The following is a 20,849-nucleotide window of genomic DNA, read 5'->3' on the forward strand; positions in this document are numbered from 1 at the left end:
CATCAGCGTGCACAGTTCGCACAGGCCGTTAGTTGCAGCCGCAATCGGGCGTGCGACCGTTACCACGCGGCACGCGCGCCACGATCATCAGACCGACCGCGCCCAGCAGCAACGCCCCCGCCGCCAGCCACAGCGCCGGCGAAAAAGACCCCGTGTGGTCGGCTATCGGTGCAGCCACGAGCGGACCGACGATCTGACCCACGCCATACGCCGCCGTCGCATAGCCCATCAGGCCAGCCGCATTGTCGCCGCGCAGACGCCGCGCTTCGCGCATCGCGAACAGGGTGATGGCCGTAAATGGCAGGCCAATCAGGATGCTGCCGAGCGAGAAGCCGCCTGCCGTGGGCCAGACGATGCCGAGCGCAATGCCGGCGGCTTGCAGCAAGTAACAACCGGCGAGCAGCGTGCGGTTGTCCCAATGCACCGGCAAGCGTGCCGCGAGCAACGCACCGACGATCAAAGCCGCGCCGAACATCGGCCAGAACAGATCGGGCCAGGACGAGCCCGGCAGGGCGTGGCGCGCGATCACCGGCAGGAACGTCGCGGTGATGATGTAGCCGAAACCGGGCACGCTGTAGAGCAGGATCAGCCAGAAGGCATCGGCGCGGTGAGGGAAATGGCTTGTGGGGGGGCGTTGGCTGGCGGCCGGGCGTTGGCTCGCATGCGCGGCGGTGGTTGCCGCGCTCGTGGCACGCGCCGCGCCTGCTGAGGTGATATCGGTCACGCTCCCAAACACGCGCCAAACCGCGATCGAAAGCACCGCCGCGATAAGCCCGAAACCGACCCAGCCCGCCGTCGCGCCGTAGCCGCCCGCGGCGCTGACCAGCAAGCCCGTCCCGACGATGCCCACGCCCGGGCCTGTATAGATCACCCCGCTCCACCCGTGCGCGCCAAGTTCGGCGAGCCGCCGCAGGCCCCACTGCGAGGCAAACACGAAGGTCCAGGCGCTGATCGCGCCGGCAACGAAGCGCACGACGGCCCACACCCAGAATTGGCTTGTTACGCCCATCGCCAGTGTCAGCAAAACCGTCGCCACAAGGCCCGCCCGCACCATGCGCGCCGGCTCGACGCGCAATGCCGCGCAGGTGAGCGCACCGACGAAATAGCCCGCGTAGTTGAACGACGCGAGCCAGCCGCCATGCTGGATATCGATCTGCGGCTGGCCGAAGGCGCTGCCGTGAAGCATCAGCGGCAAGAGCGGCGTGAACGCAAAACGGCCGATACCAAGCACCACGGCCAAGGTGACCATGCAGGCAAAGGCCGCGCGGCGGGCGCTGTGACGTTCGGCAGGGATGTCGTGCGCGCTGGAAGCGAGATTGTTCATGAGCGGACGGTAAGTGGATTCGGGCCGGCAAGCACCGGTTTCTTCAATCCATATTAGCTTGACCTCTCCATCACGAAAAATGAATAATTCGGATACCAACCATCGCCAGGAGAGAACCATGGATCTGGCCGCCTTGACCATTTTTCGTGCGGTCGTGCGCGAAAACGGCGTCACGCGCGCCGCTGCCAAGCTCAATCGCGTGCAATCGAACGTCACGACGCGCATTAAGCAACTCGAGGAGCAACTGGGTACCGACCTGTTCATCCGCGATGGCCGGCGCCTCGTTTTGACGCCGGCTGGCGAGACGCTGCTGCCCTACGCGGAGCGCCTGCTCGCGCTCGCCGACGAGGCGCGCCATGCGGTACGCGAGGATCGTCCAAGTGGGCGCTTGCGTTTGGGCACGATGGAAAGCGTCGCGGCGACGCGTCTGCCTGGCTTGCTCGCGCGTTATCACCAGCAGTGGCCGGATGTCGCACTGGAACTCGAAACTGGCACGACCGGTAAGTTGATCGAGCGGGTCCGCGAATTCGAAGTGGATGCGGCGCTGGTGGCGACCCCGCCGGATCCTGCCGCGCTCGGTGAATTGTTCGAGACGGTGCCGGTTTTCCGCGAAGAGCTGGTGATGCTGTCGCCGCGAGGCCATCGGCCGATTCGCGACGTGCGGGATATTGCCTTATCGACGCTGATCGCTTTCGAGCGTGGGTGTGCTTACCGGGCGTACATCGAGAAGTGGTATCTGGAGCACGGGGTGAGGCCGGCTCGGGTGCTGGAACTGGGTTCCTACCATGCGATTGTGGCTTGCGTGGCGGCTGGGGCCGGGGTGGCCGTGGCGCCCAGGACAGTGCTGGATTTGCAGGCCGACGCCAGCAATATCGCAGTTCATGAGCTTCGCGATATTGGCGCGATCGAAACGCTTCTTGTCTGGCGACGGGGGCATTTTTCGTCCGCGCTCAATGCGCTGCGGCAGACGCTTGTGTCGGGAGAGGATGCAGTAGCGTTACCTACCGCCGCACCGGCAGGCGTTGCTTGATGCTTTGCCTGCGTGTCGGAGAACGCTAACCGCCACAGCAGTCGGCCAGGTTGATGCACGGCAAGACACGCCAAGGCTAAAAACAACTCGAGCCACGCGGGACGCAACAACAACCCACGCCCCGCATGGCTCAATCAAACCCGAATCAGAGCTGGGCTTCGACCCACCCCTTCACGCCCGCCAGTGCCGCCGGCAGATTCGCCGGCTCCGTGCCACCCGCTTGCGCCATGTCCGGCCGACCGCCGCCCTTGCCGCCGACTTGCTGCGCAACGAAGTTGACCAGCTCACCGGCCTTGACCTTCTTGCTGGCGTCCGCCGTCACACCGGCGATCAAGCTCACTTTGCCGCCCTCGACCGAGGCCAGCACGATCGCCGCGCTCTTCAGCTTGTCCTTCAGCTTGTCGACAGTCTCGCGCAGCGTTTTCACGTCCGCTCCCTCGAGCGTGGCAGCCAGCACATGGACGCCTGCCACTTCGATTGCCTGACCGGCAAGCTCGTCGCCCTGGCTCGAAGCCATCTTCGACTTCAATGCGCTCAGTTCTTTCTCCAGCGACTTCACCTGATCCTGCACCTGCACGATCCGCTGCGTCAGTTCCGACGGCTGCGCCTTCAACACGGCCGCAGCCGCATTGATCCGCGCGTCGAGATCCTGCACGAAGCGCACGGCGTTATCGCCCGTGATCGCTTCCACGCGACGAATGCCCGCAGCCACGCCGCCTTCCATCACAATCTTGAACAGGCCAATGTCGCCCGTGCGATGCACGTGCGTACCGCCGCACAACTCGCGCGAGAAACCGAGGTCGAGCACGCGCACTTCGTCGCCGTACTTTTCGCCGAACAGCGCCATCGCGCCGCCCTTTACCGCTTCGTCGAACGGCATGACCTTCACAATGCCCGGCGCGTTCGCCAGCACTTCCGCGTTGACGATCGCTTCGACCTGACGGATCTGCTCGTCGGTCATCGGCGCGTTGTGCGCGAAGTCGAAACGGGTCTTGTCCGCGTCGACCAGCGAACCCTTTTGCTGCACGTGCGAGCCGAGCACTTCGCGCAGCGCCTTGTGCATCAGGTGGGTGGCCGAGTGATTGCGCTCGGTGCGGGCACGACGCACTGCATCGATTTCCGCCTTCACGACGTCGCCGACTTTCAGCGTGCCCTGCTCGAGGGTGCCGTGATGGCCGACCACGTCCGCCTGCACCTTCAGCGTATCGGCTACCGCAAAGCGCACGCTCGCATTAGCCAGCACGCCCTGGTCGCCGACCTGGCCGCCTGACTCCGCGTAGAACGGCGTGTGGTCGAGCACGACGACCGCCTGCTGGCCGTTGCTGACTTCCTTAACCGACGCGCCGTCGACATACAGCGCGATCACTTTCGCGTCGTCGAAGATGATTTCTTCGTAGCCGTGGAACGTAGTCTTCGCACCCGAGTATTCGAGGCCCTGCGCCATCTTGAATTTGCCCGCCGCGCGCGCCTGTTCGCGCTGACGCGCCATCGCTTCGTCGAAGGCGGCTTCGTCGACCGTCACTTCGCGTTCGCGGCAGACGTCTGCCGTCAGATCGAGCGGGAAACCGTAGGTGTCGTGCAGCTTGAACGCCAGTTCGCCGTCGAGCATCTTGCCGCCCTTCGCTTCCAGATCGGCCAATGCGCTTTCGAGAATCGACATGCCGTGCTCGATGGTCTCGAAGAAGCGCTCTTCTTCCTGACGCAGCACGTCGGTCACGCGTTGTTCCGCGTCCTTCAGTTCCGGATAGGCGCCGCCCATTTGCGCGACGAGGTCCGGCACCATGCGGTGGAAAAACGAACCCTTCTTGCCCAGCTTGTAACCGTGGCGGATCGCGCGGCGCACGATACGGCGCAGCACGTAGCCGCGGCCTTCGTTGCCCGGAATCACACCGTCGACGATCAGGAACGAGCACGCGCGGATGTGATCGGCGATCACCTTCAGCGAGTTGTTCGTCAGGTCGGTCACGCCGGTTTCGCGGCCCGCGGCCTTGATGAGCGCCTGGAACAGATCGATCTCGTAGTTGCTGTGCACGTGCTGCAGAACCGCGGCGATACGCTCGAGACCCATGCCCGTGTCGACGCACTGCTTGGGCAGCGGCGTCATGTTGCCTTGGGCGTCGCGGCTGAATTGCATGAACACGAGATTCCAGATCTCGATGTAGCGGTCGCCGTCTTCCTCAGGAGACCCCGGCGGCCCGCCCCAGACCTCCGGGCCGTGGTCGTAGAAAATTTCCGAGCAAGGGCCGCACGGCCCGACGTCGGCCATCTGCCAGAAATTGTCCGACGCGTAGCGCGCACCCTTGTTGTCGCCAATGCGGATGATCCGCTCGACCGGCACGCCCACTTCCTTCGCCCAGATGTCGTGCGCTTCGTCGTCTTCGTGATAGACGGTGACCCACAGCTTGTCTTTCGGCAGTTGGTACACGCCGGTGAGCAATTCCCACGCGTAGTGGATCGCGTCGCGCTTGAAGTAGTTGCCGAACGAGAAGTTGCCCAGCATTTCGAAGAACGTGTGGTGACGCGCGGTGTAACCGACGTTTTCCAGATCGTTGTGCTTGCCGCCGGCGCGCACGCTGCGCTGCGCGGTTGTGGCGCGCGAATACGGACGCGATTCCGCGCCGAGGAACACATCTTTGAACTGCACCATTCCCGAATTGGTGAAGAGCAGTGTCGGGTCGTTGCCGGGCACAAGGCTCGACGAGCGAACGATCGTATGGCCCTTCGATTCGAAGAACTTGAGGAATTTCTCGCGGATTTCGGCGGCTTTCATAGCGTGCGGGGGACGGGTTTGCCAGTTCCCTGGCTGTTACCGGCGGCATCATGGGATGCGCCAACTGTTTGTTTCTTAAACGACTGATTATACGGGATCGGCGCCCGCGCGCGGCGCCTGCCCCGTACCGTTGGCCATTCGGCCAGGTTTGGCCGGGTAGCGAGCGACCCGGCAAGCCGCGCCATGCGTCCTATGCCGTTCGGCCGACTGCGCCCCTGCGCGGGAATCGCTTAAGATTGCCCAAATCGACGGCGTCTTACGCGCCGCTTTGGCTACCTAGGAGAAATTGAAAAATATGGGCGCTCTCAGTCATATCCGTGTGCTGGACCTCACACGCGTGCTCGCCGGCCCCTGGTGCGCACAAACGCTCGCCGATTTCGGCGCCGACGTCATCAAGATCGAACGCCCCGAAGTTGGCGACGACACCCGCCACTGGGGGCCGCCGTACCTGAAAACACCCGAAGGCGCCGACACGCGCGAAGCCGCCTATTACCTCGCGGCGAACCGCAACAAGCGCTCGGTCACCGTCGATATCGCTTCGCCGGAAGGCCAGCGGATCATCCGCGAACTGGCCGCGCAAAGCGACGTGGTACTGGAAAACTACAAGGTCGGGCAGTTGAAGAAGTACGGCCTCGATTACGCGTCGCTCAAAGAAGTGAAGCCGGATCTGATCTACTGCTCGGTGACCGGCTTCGGCCAAACCGGGCCGTATGCGCAGCGCGCCGGTTATGACTTCATCGTGCAAGGCATCGGCGGCTTTATGAGCGTCACCGGCGAGCGCGATGGCCAGCCGGGCGGCGGCCCGCAAAAGGCCGGCGTCGCGATTGCCGACCTGATGACCGGCATGTATTCGACCATCGCCGTGCTCACCGCGCTCACGCACCGCGACCGGACGGGCGAAGGCCAGTACATCGACATGGCGCTGCTCGACGTGCAGGTGGCCATGCTGGCCAACATGAATTCGAATTACCTGGCGAGCGGCCAGCCGCCCGCGCGCTGGGGCAATGCGCATCCGAACATCGTGCCCTATCAGACCTTCCAGACCAGCGACGGCTGGATCATCGTCGCGGTCGGCAACGACGGCCAGTTCCGCAAGTTCGCCGAGGCAGGCGGCCGCCCCGAACTCGCCAACGACGAGCGATTCGCAACCAACCCGGCTCGCGTGCGCCACCGCGACATACTCGTGCCGATCCTTGCCGACATGGTGCGTCTGCAGGGCAAGCAGCAATGGATCGCGGCGCTGGAAGCGGCCGGTGTGCCGTGCGGGCCGATCAACGATCTGGGCGAAGTGTTCGACAACGAGCAGGTGGTGGCGCGCGGCATGCAGGTCGATCTGCCGCATCCGTCGGGCGGCACGGTAAAACTGGTGCGCAATCCGATCAATATGACCGGCACGCCGCCCGAAGCGCTGTCCCATCCGCCAATGCTCGGCGAACACACCGACAGCATCCTGCGCGACGTGCTCGGCTATGACGAGGCTCGGATTGCCACGCTGCGGGAACAGTCAGTGATTTGAGTCCGGCTGGGATTTGAGACCGGCTGAGGCGGCGCCGGCTTTCAGTGACACTCTGACGACGGCGGCAAGCTCCAACCTGCGCTGAAAGGCCGCCGGATCAGCGCAAATGCGAACTCACCGCCGCTCGCCCAACGAAGCCAGCCAGCGCCGCCCCTCGTCCCAATCGCCGAGCCCGCTGTCGGCATTGATGTGGCCACGCGGGCCGATATCGATCCAGCGGCTGCCCCACGCGCCCGCGCAGCTTTGCGAGAACGGCACGCCGCCGTACGGATCGTCGCTGCTCGACACAACGATGCTCGCAAACGGCAGGGGCGTAAGCGGAACCGGCGCGAAACCGCTGGCATCCTGCGGAAAATGTGCCCCGGACGGATCGGGCACGGCCACCAGCAACGCGCCCGCCACCTTCGCAAGCTGGGCTGCGCTTGCGTACTGCGACGCCCAGAAGGCGGTCGTCAGGCAACCAAGGCTATGCCCGGCGAACACCACTGGGGAGTCCGCAGCGGCCACTGCGGCGTCGAGCGTGCGGCACCATGCGTCGCGCGCCGGATGGTCCCAGTCCGGCATCTGCACGCGCACAACGGCGGGATCGAGCGCTTCCCAGCACGTCTGCCAGTGCCCCGCGCCGGAATTCTGGTAGCCCGGCAGCACGAGTACGTTTAGTTTTTGTCCGCTCATCGCATTCCCCGTTGCAATTCGTTTTTTAAGCGCGCTTTTCAAGTGGATTTCTCAAGCGCGTTTTCAAGTTCGCTTTCTCAGTATGTCTCCACGGCTCGCATCGGCAATCTGTCTCCGCAGTCCGCGTCTACAATTTTTTGCTTCGCCGGGCCGAAGAAACCGCGCTTCATGGCATCACGCGGGCCACGCCCACGCCGCGCGGATCGGCCGCCGGTTCAGGCGTCGGCCCTTCGACGCGAATCATCTGTACGTCCCCGTTGAACGACTGCCCTTCCAGCGTGTAGCCCTTGGCCTTCAACTGGTCGGCCAACTCGCCCGAGATCGGATGGAATGGCTCGAAATAGATCGTATTCGGCGGCAGCAACTGATGATGGAATCGCATCGCGGCCAAAGCGTCGGCGGGCATCATATTGAAGTCGTACAGATTCGTCATCACCTGAAAGATCGACGTGAGGATTCGCGAGCCCCCGGGCGTGCCGATCACGAGCGACACCTTGTTGTCCTTCAACAGAATGGTCGGCGTCATCGACGAAAGCGGCCGGCGTCCCGGGGCCACCGTGTTCAGGTCGTCGGCCGTTGCGCCGGACGGGCTGGCGGCAGCCGGTTTGGTGACGAAGTCATCCATCGCATCGTTGAGCAGGAAACCGCCGCCGTCCACCACCACGCCGGAACCAAAAGACCCATTCAGCGTGTACGTGTTCGACACGGCGTTACCCCATTTGTCGACCACCGAAAAATGCGTGGTTTGCGCTTTTTCCGGCAACGCATCGCCGAAGCCGCCTTTGACGGGCGTAGCGCCCGGCACCTCGTCGGGCTTCACTTCATCGGCGCGTTGCGCGAGGTAGGCGTCATCGGTCAGTTTGCCGACCGGCACCTTGTACGAATCGGGGTCGCCGATGTATTGCTGGCGATCGGCGAACACGCGGTCTTCGATCTGCGCGATCAGATGGATATACGGCACGGAATTCAACTCGAGCCCATCGAACGCCTGCTTCAGATCGGCCTTCATCTTCAGCATCTGGATCAGGCCGATGCCACCCGAACTCGGCGGCGGCGCGGTCACGACCTTGTAGCCGTTCCAATCGGCGATGAGCGGCTGCCTCCAGACGGCCTTGTATTGCATCAGATCCTGCTTCGCGACCAGACCGTGGCCGTACATCTGCTGGGCGATCAGATCCGCTGTGCGGCCTTCGTAGAACTCGCGGCCGCCATCGCTGGCAATGCGCGAGAGGGTTTGCGCGAGTTCAGGCTGGCGGATCATCACGCCTGCCTTCAGATTCGAGAAGTAAGCGTCGAAGTTGGTCTTGCCTGCGAAATTCTTCGCCGCCACGTCGTGGCGCTGCTGCAACCACGGCTCGACCTGGAAGCCGTCGGTGGCGTAACGGATCGCGGGCGCGAGCACCTGCTTCCATTTCAGCTTGCCGAAGCGCTGCTGCGCTTCCCACATGCCCTCGACGGTGCCCGGCACAGCCACCGCGCGATGGCCGACGCGGCTCATACCCGGTACGAGGTTGCCTTTATCGTCGAGGTACATGTCGCGGGTCGCCTGCTGCGGCGCGCGCTCACGGTAGTCGAGAAAATACGGTTTGCCGTCCATGAACACCGTCATGAACCCGCCGCCACCGATGTTCCCCGCGTCCGGACACGTCACGGACAGCGTGAAGGCGATAGCGGCAGCGGCGTCCACCGCGTTGCCGCCGGCGGCAAAGATCTGCTGCGCGGTGTCGGCGCTGTAGCGATCGGCCACGGCCACCGCCGACGCGTCCAGCACGGCCTTTGCCGGGGGCGTTTTCGCGAGCGCGGGGGCCGTCGCGACGAAACTGCCGGCGAGCGCGGTGAACACGGCCGTGACCGTCACGATGCGGGCAAAAGACCAAATGGCGAATGGCGCGCGAGGCGCGTCGTGCGGCGAGACGGACATCCGAGAAACTCCGGGAACTAAGGTTGCCATGTTGCCCGAACGGAAAGCGTCCATGCAAGGCGGCCCAAGGGGTGAGGCTGCCTGCGCCCAGCCGGGCGCGCTGCACGACAGGGCGCAGGCCGCGCAATCCAACAGATTGGGCGAGGCGCGGGTGGACAGCGTGGCCGCCTGACGTGCGCCGCACGAGCGCAATGCGGCGCCGGGGGAAAAATCAATGGGCGAACATGCTGCCCGTGCGCGGCGAGTGGCGAGTGCGCCGCCCGCATCCTAAGTCGCCGGCGCATGCGCCAACTAAACGTTTTACCTCCTGTTACAGCAGCTTAAATGCGGCTTGCAGGATCCCGCCCACCCCTAAAAACCGCCCGAAACCGGCTCAAACGTTGGCCGCTCGCCGCAGTCGCCTGCCGCGAGCGAACGCGTCAGGTAGAATTAACAGATAAGTGGGCGCATTGCGCGTCCCCGACCGACTTTCACCTTCTCGCATGAATACCGAACGCAACGACGCGCCAGCGGCATCCAATTTCATCCGTAACATCATTGACGACGACAACCGCACCGGCAAGTGGGGGCAGCGCGTCGAAACGCGCTTTCCGCCTGAGCCGAACGGCTACCTGCACATTGGTCACGCCAAAAGCATCTGCCTGAACTTCGGCGTGGCGCGCAGCTACGGCGGCGTGTGCCATCTGCGCTTCGACGATACGAATCCGGAAAAGGAAAGCGTCGAGTACGTCGACTCGATCATCGACTCCGTGCGCTGGCTCGGTTTCGAATGGGAAAAAGACGGCAAGGAACAGCTTTATTTCGCGAGCGACTATTACGACAAACTGTACGAATTCGCCGAACTGCTGATCGAACGCGGCAAGGCGTATGTGGATAGCCAGTCGGCCGAAGAAATGCGCGCGAACCGCGGCTCGGCCTCCGAAGTCGGCACCCCGTCTCGCTTCCGCGAGCGTTCGGTGCAGGAGAACCTCGACCTGTTCCGCCGCATGAAAGCCGGCGAGTTCAAGGAAGGCGAGCACGTGCTGCGCGCGAAGATCGACATGTCGTCGCCGAACTTCAACATGCGCGACCCGGTCATCTACCGCATCCGCTTTGCGCACCACTACCGCACCGGCGACACCTGGTGCGTGTACCCGATGTACGACTACACGCACTGCATCTCGGACGCGTTGGAAAACATCACGCATTCGCTGTGCACGCTCGAATTCGAAGACCACCGTCCGCTGTACGACTGGATTCTGAACGAGCTGGCCGAAGCCGGGATTTTCACGCGCCCGCTGCCGCAACAAATCGAGTTTTCGCGTCTGAATCTCACCTATGCGATCACCAGCAAGCGCAAACTGCTGCAGCTGGTGACCGAAGGCCATGTCGAGGGCTGGGACGATCCGCGCATGCCGACCATCGTCGGCGTGCGCCGCCGCGGCTTCACGCCGGAGGCGATCCAGTTGTTCTGCGAGCGCATTGGTGTCACCAAGGTCGATTCATGGATCGACATGAGCGTGTTCGAAGGCGCGCTGCGCGACGATCTGGACGACAAGGCGCCGCGCATCGCGGCCGTGCTCGACCCGCTCAAGCTGATCATCGACAATTTCCCTGAAGGCGTGACCGAGCCGTGCAGCGCCCCGGTCCACCCGCATCATCCGGAACTGGGCCTCCGCGAGTTCCCGATCTCGCGCGAACTGTGGATCGAACGCGAGGACTACAACGAAACGCCGCCGAAGGGCTACTTCCGCCTGTTCCCGGGCAACAAGGTGCGCCTGCGCTACGGCTACGTGATCGAGTGCATCGGCGCGGACAAGGACGAGAACGGCAACATCGTCGCAGTCCACTGCAACTACTTCCCGGACAGCAAATCGGGCACCGAAGGCGCGAACACCTATAAGGTCAAGGGCAACATTCACTGGGTCAGCGCCGCAGGCGCGTGCCCGGCCGAGGTGCGCATTTACGACCGGCTGTTCAAGGAACCGCAGCCAGACGCCGGTGGCCGCGATTTCCTCGAAGCGCTGAATCCGGATTCAAAGCGCGTAGTCAACGCCTACCTGGAACCAGGTGCGCGCGAAGCGCTGCCGGAACAGCGCTATCAGTTCGAGCGCCATGGCTATTTCGTCGCCGACCGCGTCGATTCGAAGCCGGGCAAACCCGTGTTCAATCGCATCGTCAGCTTACGCGACAGTTGGGGCAAGCCGGCGTAAGCTGGGGCAATTACAGCGCGAAGCGCATTTGAAGTTGCGCATTTGAAGTTGCGCATTTGAAGTTGCGCATTTGAAGTTGCGCATTTGACATTGCGCATTTGACATTGAATACGGCGTGCATTTCGTCAGCGGGATGCACGCCGTTTCGTTGCATCGATGTTCCATCGACATGTGACAGCGCGGCCTTGATGCCCGCGCCAGTCCGGGAGGCCCGATGAAAGTTGCAGCCCGCCACGGGGCGAATGCATGGGGGAGCACAGCGCAAGGTACGCGCCACGCGCGTACCGTTGCTGCGGCGCGCATGATTCGCGCCGCACGCGTCGCACAAGGCATGCGTTGCGCACTCGTGACACTGGTCGCGTTAGGCGCAGCGTCGCTCGCCTGCCCCGCTTATTCGCAAGAACTCACCGGCACGCTGAAGAAAATCCACGACGATGGCGTGGTGATGCTCGGCGTGCGTGAAGCATCCATTCCCTTCTCGTACTTCGACGGCACGCGCACGGTCGGCTACTCGCAAACCATCGCGCTGCAGATTGTCGACGAAATCAAGAAAACGCTCGGCCTGCCGCAACTGAAGGTGCACGAAATCACGGTAACCTCGTCGAACCGCACGCCGATGTTGCTGAACAATCAGATCGATCTGGAATGCGGCTCGACCACGCACACGGTGGAACGCGAAAACGTGGCCGCCTTTTCGAACAGCTTCTTTCAGTACGCGGTACGCATGATCGCTCGCAAGAGCAGCGGTATCACGGATTTTCCGGACCTGGCCGGCAAGACGGTGGTGACAACCGCGGGCACCTCGGACGAGCGCCTGTTGCGCCGTCTGAACACCGAGAAGCACCTGAACATGCGCATCACGAGCGCACGCGATCATCTGGAAGCATTCACCGCGCTCAAGGATGACCGGGCGGTGGCCTTCGTGATGGACGAGCCGATCGTGTACGGTTTCAAATCAACCGACCCGCACCCCGAAGATTTCGTGGTGACCGGCACGCCACTCGGCTACGAAGTCTACGCCTGCATGTTCCGCAAGGGCGACGAGCCGTTCCGCGTGCTCGTGAACGGGGTCATCGCACGCGGCCAGACTAGCGGCGATGCGGAACGTCTGTATAACCAGTGGTTCACGCAGCCGATTCCGCCGCACGGCATCAATCTGAATTTTCCGCTGTCGGAACAGAACCGCGCGCTATTCGCACATCCGAACGACCACGCACTCGACTGAGCACGTCGGCAGCGCGGGCATTGCGGTGCTGCCGGTTGCGATTGCCGGTGCCACCCGCGCAGCAGCCAAGCAACCCATCCGCCGCTATAGCCTTCGATGCAGTTCCGCGAGCGAAAGCGTGGTCTGAAAGAGCCGTGCGAGGCTGCGGCTCGCGTACTGCTCGACTTCCTCCGACGCGACCCAGCGGTATGCGTCCATTTCGGGAATTAGCGTGCCGTCGGAGCGGCGCGGAAACAGCGACGTGCAGGTGCACGCGGTCAGATCGAGTTCATCGGCCCTCGCACGTGCCGCGAACAGATGCAAATCCTTGTCGCGCCGGTAGACGAATAGTCCGAGATTCTTCAGACGCTCGGGCGCGATCACGATGCCGGTCTCCTCGACCATCTCGCGCAACGCCGTGACGTGAGGCGCCTCGCCCTCTTCGCCGTGCCCTTTCGGCACGTCCCAGTGAGACGTTTCGGTGGCGTGCGCGAGCAGCACCCGACCGTCCGGGTCAAGCAAGACGACGCCGCACGAGACGACCCGCGCGCTCATCGGCGCAACGCGCCGCACGGACGCACGGCTTCAGGCTGCGCGGGCGGCAAGCCGGCGCGCATTGTCATACCGGCCCACACGCTCAGAGCTTTTTCTGCAATTGCCAGTTGCCGCTGCCCTGTTTGCAGAACTGCGGACGCAGGCTCATCGATTGCCCTTTCGCATTCAGCACGACACCGACGTCGCGGCAAGTGCGCTCGCCCTCCTTCGCGGTGCTGGCGACGGTGATCGTCGCGTCGATCTTGACGCTGTTGCCAGTGCCCTCGTTGACCCAGCTCGCGCTTTCGCCGTCCTGCTTGTCGTTCAAGGCGGTAAAGACAGCGCCTTTGATCGAGTCGACGTCGCGTTGCTTCATGTAGGTGATCGGCGTGTCGTTCAGGAAACCGAGGTTCGCCGCTTGCGCTGCGATGGCGCCGCCAAGCAGCAGGCCACCGACGCTCAGGTGAAACAGGGCACGGGTTCGCATCGACATGTAGAGTTCTCCTCGAAGAGTAATGCGGCGGACTCGAGCGCGCTTTCGGCGGCTCGTGATCTGGACCCCAAAAGCATAGCATGTCGCCCTCGACGTGGCCCCCGGATGCGGTCTCGCAGCGACCTGCGGCAAGCTGCAGCGTCCGGCTCCCGCCTAGCGGGAGCGAAAGCACACGACGGCTACTCGGATTTTTAGGATGAGTCTCATATCTTCTTATGAAACGTCTTCTTAAGATAGGTCTGTTGCGCTGCCGCGCTGACCAAGCTTCCAACGCCGCCTTATGGACCTCTCGTTTGCCCTCCAAACTTTCGCCGTCGCGCTCGCGATCTTTTGCGTCGCGCTCATGCCGTTCGCCTTCAGCCGCAATCCTGGTCTTGCGCGCCGCATCGTGCAAATGGACAACCTCCCCTGCGCACGCTGGCCAAATCTGCTGACACGCGTCGGCATTGCATGCCTCCTGATGTCGTTCGCATTGCTGCTGGCCGGCTGCTATTACATCCTTGCAGGCGCAGGCAACTGACTACGCCCGCGGCGGCGCGTGCTGCGTCAACGGGCGGCACAGCCATCGCCCGGCGATGGCCGTGGGCGTGGTACGGCGGCGCGCGGAGAACGACACGCCGCACGCAACCCGTCATAGACCCAAACGGTGACACAACTCGTTTTCATGACCGGCGTATGCTTCGACGCAGGGCGCGATCATTCCCGCCGACTGCGGCTCGAAACCCTTAGCAACGTGTTGCAGGTTCGCCCACTCATCCTGGAGTTCGACAGCATGACTGAAAAAACCATCAAGGTCCCCGGTCCCGATCATCCGATCACAATCGAGCCGGACAAAGCCCATGTGGTGGTCACGGTAGCCGGCCGCGTGATCGCGGACACACGCCATGCGCTGGTGCTGCGTGAGGCATCCTATCCAGCGGTGTATTACATTCCGCGCAACGACGTCGATATGACGCTGCTGGAACGCACCGATCACACGACCTATTGCCCATATAAAGGCGATTGCGCGTACTACAGCATTCCGATTGGCGGCGAGCGGGCAGTGAATGCGGTCTGGACCTACGAGTCGCCCTACGCGGCTGTGAAAGAGATCGCTCAACACCTGGCGTTCTATCCGAGCCGGGTCGATTCCATCGACGTGCAGCCGGCGGGGTAAAGGCCCAAGCGCGCATCGCAGCGGTAAGGCTTCGATGCGCGGCGCCAGGCATTTGAAGTACGGCAGGAGGGACTCGAACCCCCCACCCTCGGCTTAGAAGGCCGATGCTCTATCCAGCTGAGCTACTGCCGTAATGACGTGAGGCGATGCTACACAAACGTGTACAACGTGCATCGCCCGCAATGAGAACCCATATCGGGCATTGGAACCTGCGCAACATCACTGCCACAGGTTTCGTGGGATATCGAAATTCTAACTGACCAGGCCGGAGCCTGTGGAAATCTGATCCAGCTTGCGGCAACCCTGATCGCCCGGCACCCCGTTGTATCACAAGCATCCCACAACAAACGGGCCCGGCGAGTTGAACCGGGCCCGGATTATAACCGATCGCTTCTTACCCGCCAGTAGCCCGCCAGTCGCAGACCAGCACTCAGCGCACGGCAACTGGCATATCGGACCCAATCAGACCGGCTGCGGATGCAGCATGAACCAGCCGAGGAACACGATCCCCGCGATCACGCAGTACACGCCGAACGAAGCCAGACGTCCGCGGCCTTCGAAATAGCGCATCAGGAAACGCACGCTGAGATACGCGGCGATTGCGGTCAGCACGCCGCCGAGCAATGCATCGGCAAGTTGGCCCGGCGCGTGGAACAGTTTCGGCAATTCGAGTACGCCGGCCGCGAAGATGATCGGCGTGCCGAGCAGGAACGAGAACTCGGCGGCTTTCTCAGTCGTCAGGCCGGCCGCATTGCCGGCGATCATCGTCAGACCGCTGCGCGAGAAGCCCGGAATCAGCGCGCCGATCTGCGCGAGACCGACGAAAAACGCCTGGCGGAAGGTCAGCTTCTCCGGCGTCGGATGCGCGCGCGAACGTTGCAGCCGATCGCCAAACCACAGCAGCACGCCGTTTACGATCAGCGCGATGGCGACGATGCGCAGATCGTGAAAAATCCGCTCGAGACGTTTCTCGAGAATCAGCCCGACGAGGCCCGCCGGAATCGTGCCGATGATGAGCGCCCACATCATGTGAGCGTTGTCATTGCGCTGGCCGCCGAACGAAGCGAAGAAGCCGCGCACCAACTCGCACCAACGCTTGCGGAAGTACCACAGCAGCGCAAACGCCGTACCGAGGTGCAATGCGACGAGGAACGGCAGCAGTTGCGGTGCATGCTTGTCGATATGGATGCCGAACAATGCGGGCACGAGCAGCGTATGGCCGAGGCTGCTGACCGGGAACAATTCGGTGACGCCTTGTAGCACGCTCAGGAAAATCAGAAACGACAGGTTCACGCGGCGGTCCTTGTAAGGAAAATGTCGGGGAGCAGCGCACGGCCATAGAAAATAGGCGGCGCGTCAAAAGCGCACCGATTATGCCTGGCTGCAAAGTCAGCGCCAAGCGTTTGAACCACATTCGGGAAATATTGATGCGCTGCGTCACAACTGGAAACCGTTGTTACGCCACGGAAAAGAAACCGGGCGCCGCCGGCGGCCACCCTGTCATTGCGAGGAATTCGATGCGCTGGACGCGCGAGCCTTGTGCCAGGCTCGCGTTGAAGGACCGACAGGAAATGCAGAAAGTGACTGAATCAGCGCTCGAGCTTGTAGAAGAAGTAGGCGGTGCTTGCCGCGAACATGCCGAACAGCGCCACACCCATTGCCATTGCGAGATCCATAACACCTCCTGAGCCGATCTGGCCCGGTCGTCGAAGTCACCGGGCAGTCAGCGGATTATCGGCAAGGATGGAGCTTCTCCGACACCCGCAATTTCCCGAGAAGGGTTTCCCCGTAGCGCAAAGCAGCGCAAAATCGTTCTCTCGCGACTTTATCAACCCGCACATCGACCATGCCCCTCTCCCCGCAACAGGACATTCTCGAGATCGCCCAGGACGCCTGCGTGCTCCGCTTTGCGCCGCAAGCCGGTGGCCGTCTTTTGTCGTGGACCATTAACGACGAAGAGGTGATTCATTGGCCCGAAAACGCCGACTGGAGCCAGCCCGCGAGGATTCGCGGCGGCAACCCGCTGCTGTTTCCGTTTCTCGGCCGGCATCGCGTCGACGGCAAGATCGGCTACTGGCGTGACGCACAAGGCAAAGTGCGCGAATTGCCGATGCATGGCTTTGCACGCGACCTGCCCTTCGAAGCCCACGCCGATGTGCACGGCGCCGGCTTGCGCATGATTCTCGCCGACAGCGACGTGACACGCGGCGGCTATCCGTTCGGCTTCCGTTTCGAAGCGACGTACCGGCTCGTCGATACGCATACGCTGGAAGTCATGCTGAGCACCGCCAATACCGGCGACACGAGGTTGCCCTACTACGCAGGCCATCACTTCTACTTCACGCTGCCGCACACGCAGCGCGCCGAAACTTCGCTGGAACTGCCGCGCACCGAACGGCGCTATCAGCAGGACGACGGCTCGATCAGCGCGGCCGAGCCGGGCGCGGCGCGCTACACGCTCGACGAGGCGCGCATTCACGACCGCTTCCATTGTCTCGCCGGTGCGCCGGACCAAGCCGTGCGTCTCGTCGCGCCCGGCCTGAACCGGCTCATCACGATCGATCTGCAACGCCCGGATTCGGTGCCCTGGTACGCGGTCACGACATGGACCGAAGCCGCCGACTCGGACTTCTACTGCGTCGAGCCATGGCTGGGTCTGCCGGATGCGATCCACAACGGCATGGGACTGCGCTGGCTCGAACCGGGACAAACCGAGACGGCTGCGCTGCGTATCAGCGTCAGCACCCTGCGCTGACGGCAGGTTTTTCGAGCATCGCGACGTGATGGGTTACGCGGCGTTTCGCCGCGTAACCGCCGTGCGCGCCCTCCTATGCATCCGTTTTTCGGATGCTGCGGCGCAAAACCGTTAGAATCGGACGCTTTGCATCTACCTGTCGCGTGATCGGGATCGGCGCGTGGCAGCGCTTTGCGAGGTCCAATGCTTAACACAACAAGAATGATGAAACGGCTCGCCTGGGCGTCGTTGCTGGCGGTACTCGCCGCCTGCGGGTCCGTTCCGGTGGGGCCAGGTTTTTACCGCGTCGAACGGGGCGATACGCTGTCGAAAATCGCGCGCAGCAATCGGCAGTCGGTGCAAAGCATCGTGCGCTGGAACAATCTGACCAACCCGGACAGTATCGAGGTCGGGCAGGTGCTGCGTGTCGCGCCGCCGGGCAATGCGGCATCCACAGGTGGTGCCGCAGGTGGTTCAATACGCAACAATGGCGCAGGCAGCGCGAGCGCTTCGGCTGCGCCGCGCCCGGTACCCGCCGATAGCGCGCCGTCGTCCGCACCGGCTTCGACGATCTCGCTGGTGTGGCCGTCTGACGGCACGGTGATCCGGCGCTTCGACGGCGCCAATTCGAAGGGCATCGACATTTCGGCGGCAGCGGGCACCCCGGTGGTTGCCGCGGCGCCCGGCACGGTGGTCTATGCAGGTAACGGCTTGCGCGGTTACGGCAACCTGCTGATCGTCAAACACAACGCCGAGTATCTGACTGCCTACGCGCACAACCGCGTGCTGCTGGTGAAGGAAGGTCAGTCGGTCGCCCGCGGCGAGAAAATCGCCGAAATGGGCGACACCGACACCGATCGGGTCATGCTGCACTTCGAACTGCGTTATCAGGGCCGCTCGATCGACCCGTCGCGGGCGCTGCCGGCGCGCTAACCGCCCAGATCCAGGCACGCGCCCTGCAGCAGCCGAGGGAACCGGGCGTACTATAAAACGCTCACTCCAATGCATGACGTGGCCTCGCGCCACGTCTGCCCCTGTTATATCTATAAGGAATCTGCAATGAAGAGCGCATTGGCGTCCTTAGCAACGGCCGCGGCGATCGGCCTCGGCCTGCTGACGCTCGGCGGCTGCTCCAGCACCACCACCATGACCTATCTGCCGAGCGGCGATACGGGCTTCGCGATCAACTGCAGCGGCAGTGACGCGAGCTCCAGTTGGGCCGAGTGCTACAAGCGCGCAGGCGAAGTCTGCGGCAACTATGGCTATGACGTCGTTTCGAAGGACGTCGACAATGGCGCCACCGCAGGCGGCTCGGTCGGCGGGATTTTCGGAGCGAACGTCAAGAACCGGTCGATGGTGATTCACTGCAAACAGTGAAGGCAAGGTAGCCACGCGATAGTGCAAAGCGCGGCGCCGCCCGCGCTAGTAGCGGCGCCAGCGTGCGGAGTGCGGAGTGCGGATCGATGCGTTCCGCGAAGGCGAACAGCACACCGAGTGCAATCGGGCCGAAAAAAAGCCCGGCACGAAGCCGGGCTAACGGGGGTTCGGCGCATATCGGCAAAGGACCGGTTCACCATGCGCCAGAACGGAATCTAACAACCCGCTTTTACAAGTGCAATCTATTAATTTCGTAAGCAATGTGACGCGGCGTACGGAATCCGCACTACGTGAAGGAAAATGTCTGAAATAGACGGGCAAATACCCTTATCCGCTCAGTGCGAAACGCCATACAAACGGCGAGTCTAAAATCCACGCACCGCTCGCAATGCCTTATGAATCAAACACCTGCCAGCACGACACTGAAAAACCTGAGGAAAGCCCTCTGGCCGGCTCCCGCCAATCGCGCCCAGTATAATCCGGACGCTTAATGCATTGCGAACCTTTAGTGCGCCAGCGCACCATACCGATCTATTAGCCGATATTGAGCGATACGAATAAGCAGCCACGCTTATTCATAACTCATTCGCGAATGGCGAATATATTAAAATCCTCAGATCAACTGACGAATTGTGAAGTTCAAAATCGACTGCGGTTAATGAGCCGATAAATCGGATGATAAGCACATTCAGTCATTCGTTCAAGCTGGCCGAATGTCAAAACCAGCCAGCTTGAAACAGCGGTCACATGACTCGCAGACCCAGTTCGGTCACGAGCACCGCCGCCTGGTGATGCGAAATCGTCGCGCCCTTGAAAAGCGCCGCATCGACGAGCCGTACGCCGCTCAGGTCAGCCTCGCGCAGATCCGCGCCGTCAAAGCGCGCGCCTTTCAGATGGGCATCCTTCAGACTGCCGCCAGCGAAGATCGCTTCGCGGAAATCGACACCGGCCAGATCGGCGTCTGAGAAATCGAGTTGCTGGAGCGTGGCCTTGCGAAACGACAAGCCGCGCAAATGCGCGCCCACCAGCAAGGTTTCGACGAAGCTCAAACCGAGCGCCGCGCAGGCTTCGAAATTGGCGCCGGTCAGCTTGCAACTGTGAAATGACGCCGAGGCAAGCTTGGCGCGCCGCCAGCTGGTGTTGTTCAGATCGCTCGATTGGAACGCCGCGTCGACCAGATCGGCCGACGCGAAATCCGCCTCGCGGCCGCGGCAACGGACCCAGCGGGTATGCGACAGCATCGCGCCGAAAAACGACGTCTCGACGATCGTGCAACGATGAAATTCAGCGCCGCGCAGATCGAGTCGCGACAGATCGGCGCCTTCGAAATCGCAGTCGGTGAAATGGAGCGGCTCTTTATTCCCCGCCTCATTTGCCGCGCTATTCGCAGCGATGAGGCGCTCCACGTCGGTGCGTGTGAGCGTGGCGCTGGTCACCACGCGAGCTTGCGTGCCCGATGCCGGCGCCGTTGAATCCAGTGACATGAAGGTTCAGAATGAATTTCGAAAGACCTCAAGCGTACCGGAATGCGCGCCGCCCGGGCGGTCCGCGCCGATGGTTTATAGTAACGGCCCCGTCAGAACCCGCTTACGATGACTTCCAACAACGCTACGCATAGCCCGCTGTACGCCAAGCTGCTCGCCGAAACTGCCAAAATCGGCTGGACCGAACTCGAGCGCTTTTTCGCGCGCGGCATGTTGCTGCGCGTCGCGCGCGATATCGACCTGGTGAGCGTCGCCGAGGCCATCGCCAGCGACGACACCACGCAGGTCGCACAATGGCTGTCTTCCGGCCTTGTCGAACGCGTGCAGGCGGAAACCGCCGCGGATCTCGCCGCGCGCGATCCCGATCTGTGGGCGGTGGTCGTCTCGCCATGGGTGTGCGTGCAGGAACGTAATTGAGCGACCCTGCGGGCGCCCCGAA

Annotated in this window: 18 protein-coding genes and 1 tRNA gene; 10 read left to right on the plus strand and 9 right to left on the minus strand. The window is 62.8% G+C overall.

The annotated features are described in order from the left end of the window. Positions 1 to 28 precede the first annotated feature (28 nt). On the minus strand, positions 29 to 1,324 hold the full coding sequence (locus AYM40_RS14270; protein ID WP_063496787.1) for a YbfB/YjiJ family MFS transporter: 1,296 nt from the start codon (positions 1,322 to 1,324) through the stop codon (positions 29 to 31). A 118-nt stretch (positions 1,325 to 1,442) separates the two neighbouring features. On the opposite strand from AYM40_RS14270, the gene AYM40_RS14275 reads away from it, so the two are divergent. Then, positions 1,443 to 2,354 carry a LysR family transcriptional regulator gene (locus AYM40_RS14275; RefSeq protein ID WP_063496788.1) on the plus strand — a complete coding sequence of 304 codons (912 nt, stop codon included), beginning with the start codon at positions 1,443 to 1,445 and terminating at the stop codon, positions 2,352 to 2,354. Positions 2,355 to 2,499: 145 nt separating this feature from the next. On the opposite strand, the gene alaS is transcribed toward AYM40_RS14275, so the two are convergent. Then, positions 2,500 to 5,124: an alanine--tRNA ligase gene (gene alaS / locus AYM40_RS14280; protein WP_063496789.1), complete on the minus strand. Its 2,625-nt coding sequence runs from the start codon at positions 5,122 to 5,124 to the stop codon at positions 2,500 to 2,502. A 295-nt stretch (positions 5,125 to 5,419) separates the two neighbouring features. Here alaS and AYM40_RS14285 point away from each other — a divergent pair, with 295 nt between their 5' ends. Beyond that, the gene (locus AYM40_RS14285; protein WP_063496790.1) at positions 5,420 to 6,640 is read left to right on the plus strand and encodes a CaiB/BaiF CoA transferase family protein; all 1,221 of its coding nucleotides are present in this window, start codon (positions 5,420 to 5,422) and stop codon (positions 6,638 to 6,640) included. A 114-nt stretch (positions 6,641 to 6,754) separates the two neighbouring features. Here the strand turns inward: AYM40_RS14285 and AYM40_RS14290 are convergent, their stop codons facing one another. Then, the gene (locus AYM40_RS14290; RefSeq protein ID WP_063496791.1) at positions 6,755 to 7,315 is read right to left on the minus strand and encodes an RBBP9/YdeN family alpha/beta hydrolase; all 561 of its coding nucleotides are present in this window, start codon (positions 7,313 to 7,315) and stop codon (positions 6,755 to 6,757) included. A 166-nt stretch (positions 7,316 to 7,481) separates the two neighbouring features. After that, positions 7,482 to 9,236, minus strand: coding sequence for a gamma-glutamyltransferase (gene ggt / locus AYM40_RS14295; RefSeq protein WP_063496792.1), 1,755 nt, complete (start codon positions 9,234 to 9,236; stop codon positions 7,482 to 7,484). Between the two features lie 482 nt (positions 9,237 to 9,718). Here ggt and AYM40_RS14300 point away from each other — a divergent pair, with 482 nt between their 5' ends. Beyond that, complete coding sequence (locus tag AYM40_RS14300) at positions 9,719 to 11,428, plus strand: glutamine--tRNA ligase/YqeY domain fusion protein (protein WP_063496793.1); 1,710 nt, start codon at positions 9,719 to 9,721, stop codon at positions 11,426 to 11,428. Positions 11,429 to 11,759: 331 nt separating this feature from the next. Next, a complete protein-coding gene (locus AYM40_RS14305) occupies positions 11,760 to 12,653 on the plus strand; it encodes a transporter substrate-binding domain-containing protein (protein WP_063498018.1) in 894 nt (297 codons plus the stop codon). 84 nt (positions 12,654 to 12,737) lie between these two features. On the opposite strand, the gene AYM40_RS14310 is transcribed toward AYM40_RS14305, so the two are convergent. Further along, positions 12,738 to 13,187 carry an NUDIX hydrolase gene (locus AYM40_RS14310; RefSeq protein WP_063496794.1) on the minus strand — a complete coding sequence of 150 codons (450 nt, stop codon included), beginning with the start codon at positions 13,185 to 13,187 and terminating at the stop codon, positions 12,738 to 12,740. An 82-nt stretch (positions 13,188 to 13,269) separates the two neighbouring features. Then, positions 13,270 to 13,659, minus strand: a complete 390-nt coding sequence (locus AYM40_RS14315; RefSeq protein WP_063496795.1) for an RT0821/Lpp0805 family surface protein — start codon at positions 13,657 to 13,659, stop codon at positions 13,270 to 13,272. 280 nt (positions 13,660 to 13,939) lie between these two features. Here AYM40_RS14315 and AYM40_RS14320 point away from each other — a divergent pair, with 280 nt between their 5' ends. Together AYM40_RS14320 and AYM40_RS14325 are read left to right on the plus strand one after the other, a co-directional pair. Then, positions 13,940 to 14,179, plus strand: a complete 240-nt coding sequence (locus tag AYM40_RS14320) for a hypothetical protein (protein ID WP_063496796.1) — start codon at positions 13,940 to 13,942, stop codon at positions 14,177 to 14,179. Positions 14,180 to 14,431: 252 nt separating this feature from the next. Continuing rightward, positions 14,432 to 14,815 carry a DUF427 domain-containing protein gene (locus AYM40_RS14325; protein ID WP_063498019.1) on the plus strand — a complete coding sequence of 128 codons (384 nt, stop codon included), beginning with the start codon at positions 14,432 to 14,434 and terminating at the stop codon, positions 14,813 to 14,815. A 58-nt stretch (positions 14,816 to 14,873) separates the two neighbouring features. On the opposite strand, the gene AYM40_RS14330 is transcribed toward AYM40_RS14325, so the two are convergent. After that, positions 14,874 to 14,947: transfer RNA gene (locus AYM40_RS14330), tRNA-Arg, on the minus strand. A gap of 330 nt (positions 14,948 to 15,277) precedes the next feature. Continuing rightward, a complete protein-coding gene (locus AYM40_RS14335; protein ID WP_063496797.1) occupies positions 15,278 to 16,108 on the minus strand; it encodes an undecaprenyl-diphosphate phosphatase in 831 nt (276 codons plus the stop codon). Between the two features lie 553 nt (positions 16,109 to 16,661). Here AYM40_RS14335 and AYM40_RS14340 point away from each other — a divergent pair. The 3 genes from AYM40_RS14340 (at position 16,662) to AYM40_RS14350 (ending at position 18,926) form a co-directional block, all read left to right on the plus strand. Continuing rightward, positions 16,662 to 17,570, plus strand: coding sequence for an aldose epimerase (locus AYM40_RS14340; RefSeq protein WP_063496798.1), 909 nt, complete (start codon positions 16,662 to 16,664; stop codon positions 17,568 to 17,570). Positions 17,571 to 17,753: 183 nt separating this feature from the next. Next, positions 17,754 to 18,482, plus strand: coding sequence for a peptidoglycan DD-metalloendopeptidase family protein (locus AYM40_RS14345; protein WP_063496799.1), 729 nt, complete (start codon positions 17,754 to 17,756; stop codon positions 18,480 to 18,482). A 126-nt stretch (positions 18,483 to 18,608) separates the two neighbouring features. After that, the gene (locus AYM40_RS14350) at positions 18,609 to 18,926 is read left to right on the plus strand and encodes a hypothetical protein (protein ID WP_063496800.1); all 318 of its coding nucleotides are present in this window, start codon (positions 18,609 to 18,611) and stop codon (positions 18,924 to 18,926) included. A gap of 743 nt (positions 18,927 to 19,669) precedes the next feature. Here the strand turns inward: AYM40_RS14350 and AYM40_RS14355 are convergent. Beyond that, positions 19,670 to 20,410 (minus strand): pentapeptide repeat-containing protein, encoded by a 741-nt coding sequence (locus AYM40_RS14355; protein ID WP_063496801.1) that lies wholly within the window; start codon positions 20,408 to 20,410, stop codon positions 19,670 to 19,672. 108 nt (positions 20,411 to 20,518) lie between these two features. On the opposite strand from AYM40_RS14355, the gene AYM40_RS14360 reads away from it, so the two are divergent. Then, on the plus strand, positions 20,519 to 20,827 hold the full coding sequence (locus tag AYM40_RS14360) for a DUF2288 domain-containing protein (RefSeq protein WP_063496802.1): 309 nt from the start codon (positions 20,519 to 20,521) through the stop codon (positions 20,825 to 20,827). The last annotated feature ends 22 nt before the right edge of the window (positions 20,828 to 20,849 follow it).

This window comes from Paraburkholderia phytofirmans OLGA172 (assembly GCF_001634365.1).
GTDB lineage: Bacteria > Pseudomonadota > Gammaproteobacteria > Burkholderiales > Burkholderiaceae > Paraburkholderia.

Coding starts and splice junctions, on each gene's coding strand:
- AYM40_RS14270 (WP_063496787.1), bottom strand. CDS start 1,324: ATGAACAATCTCGCTTCCAGCGCGCACGACATCCCTGCCGAACGTCAC.
- AYM40_RS14350 (WP_063496800.1), top strand. CDS start 18,609: ATGAAGAGCGCATTGGCGTCCTTAGCAACGGCCGCGGCGATCGGCCTC.
- AYM40_RS14290 (WP_063496791.1), bottom strand. CDS start 7,315: ATGAGCGGACAAAAACTAAACGTACTCGTGCTGCCGGGCTACCAGAAT.
- AYM40_RS14355 (WP_063496801.1), bottom strand. CDS start 20,410: ATGTCACTGGATTCAACGGCGCCGGCATCGGGCACGCAAGCTCGCGTG.
- AYM40_RS14320 (WP_063496796.1), top strand. CDS start 13,940: ATGGACCTCTCGTTTGCCCTCCAAACTTTCGCCGTCGCGCTCGCGATC.
- AYM40_RS14315 (WP_063496795.1), bottom strand. CDS start 13,659: ATGTCGATGCGAACCCGTGCCCTGTTTCACCTGAGCGTCGGTGGCCTG.
- alaS (WP_063496789.1), bottom strand. CDS start 5,124: ATGAAAGCCGCCGAAATCCGCGAGAAATTCCTCAAGTTCTTCGAATCG.
- AYM40_RS14340 (WP_063496798.1), top strand. CDS start 16,662: ATGCCCCTCTCCCCGCAACAGGACATTCTCGAGATCGCCCAGGACGCC.
- AYM40_RS14285 (WP_063496790.1), top strand. CDS start 5,420: ATGGGCGCTCTCAGTCATATCCGTGTGCTGGACCTCACACGCGTGCTC.
- AYM40_RS14345 (WP_063496799.1), top strand. CDS start 17,754: ATGCTTAACACAACAAGAATGATGAAACGGCTCGCCTGGGCGTCGTTG.
- AYM40_RS14310 (WP_063496794.1), bottom strand. CDS start 13,187: ATGAGCGCGCGGGTCGTCTCGTGCGGCGTCGTCTTGCTTGACCCGGAC.
- AYM40_RS14360 (WP_063496802.1), top strand. CDS start 20,519: ATGACTTCCAACAACGCTACGCATAGCCCGCTGTACGCCAAGCTGCTC.
- AYM40_RS14325 (WP_063498019.1), top strand. CDS start 14,432: ATGACTGAAAAAACCATCAAGGTCCCCGGTCCCGATCATCCGATCACA.
- AYM40_RS14305 (WP_063498018.1), top strand. CDS start 11,760: ATGCGTTGCGCACTCGTGACACTGGTCGCGTTAGGCGCAGCGTCGCTC.
- ggt (WP_063496792.1), bottom strand. CDS start 9,236: ATGTCCGTCTCGCCGCACGACGCGCCTCGCGCGCCATTCGCCATTTGG.
- AYM40_RS14300 (WP_063496793.1), top strand. CDS start 9,719: ATGAATACCGAACGCAACGACGCGCCAGCGGCATCCAATTTCATCCGT.
- AYM40_RS14275 (WP_063496788.1), top strand. CDS start 1,443: ATGGATCTGGCCGCCTTGACCATTTTTCGTGCGGTCGTGCGCGAAAAC.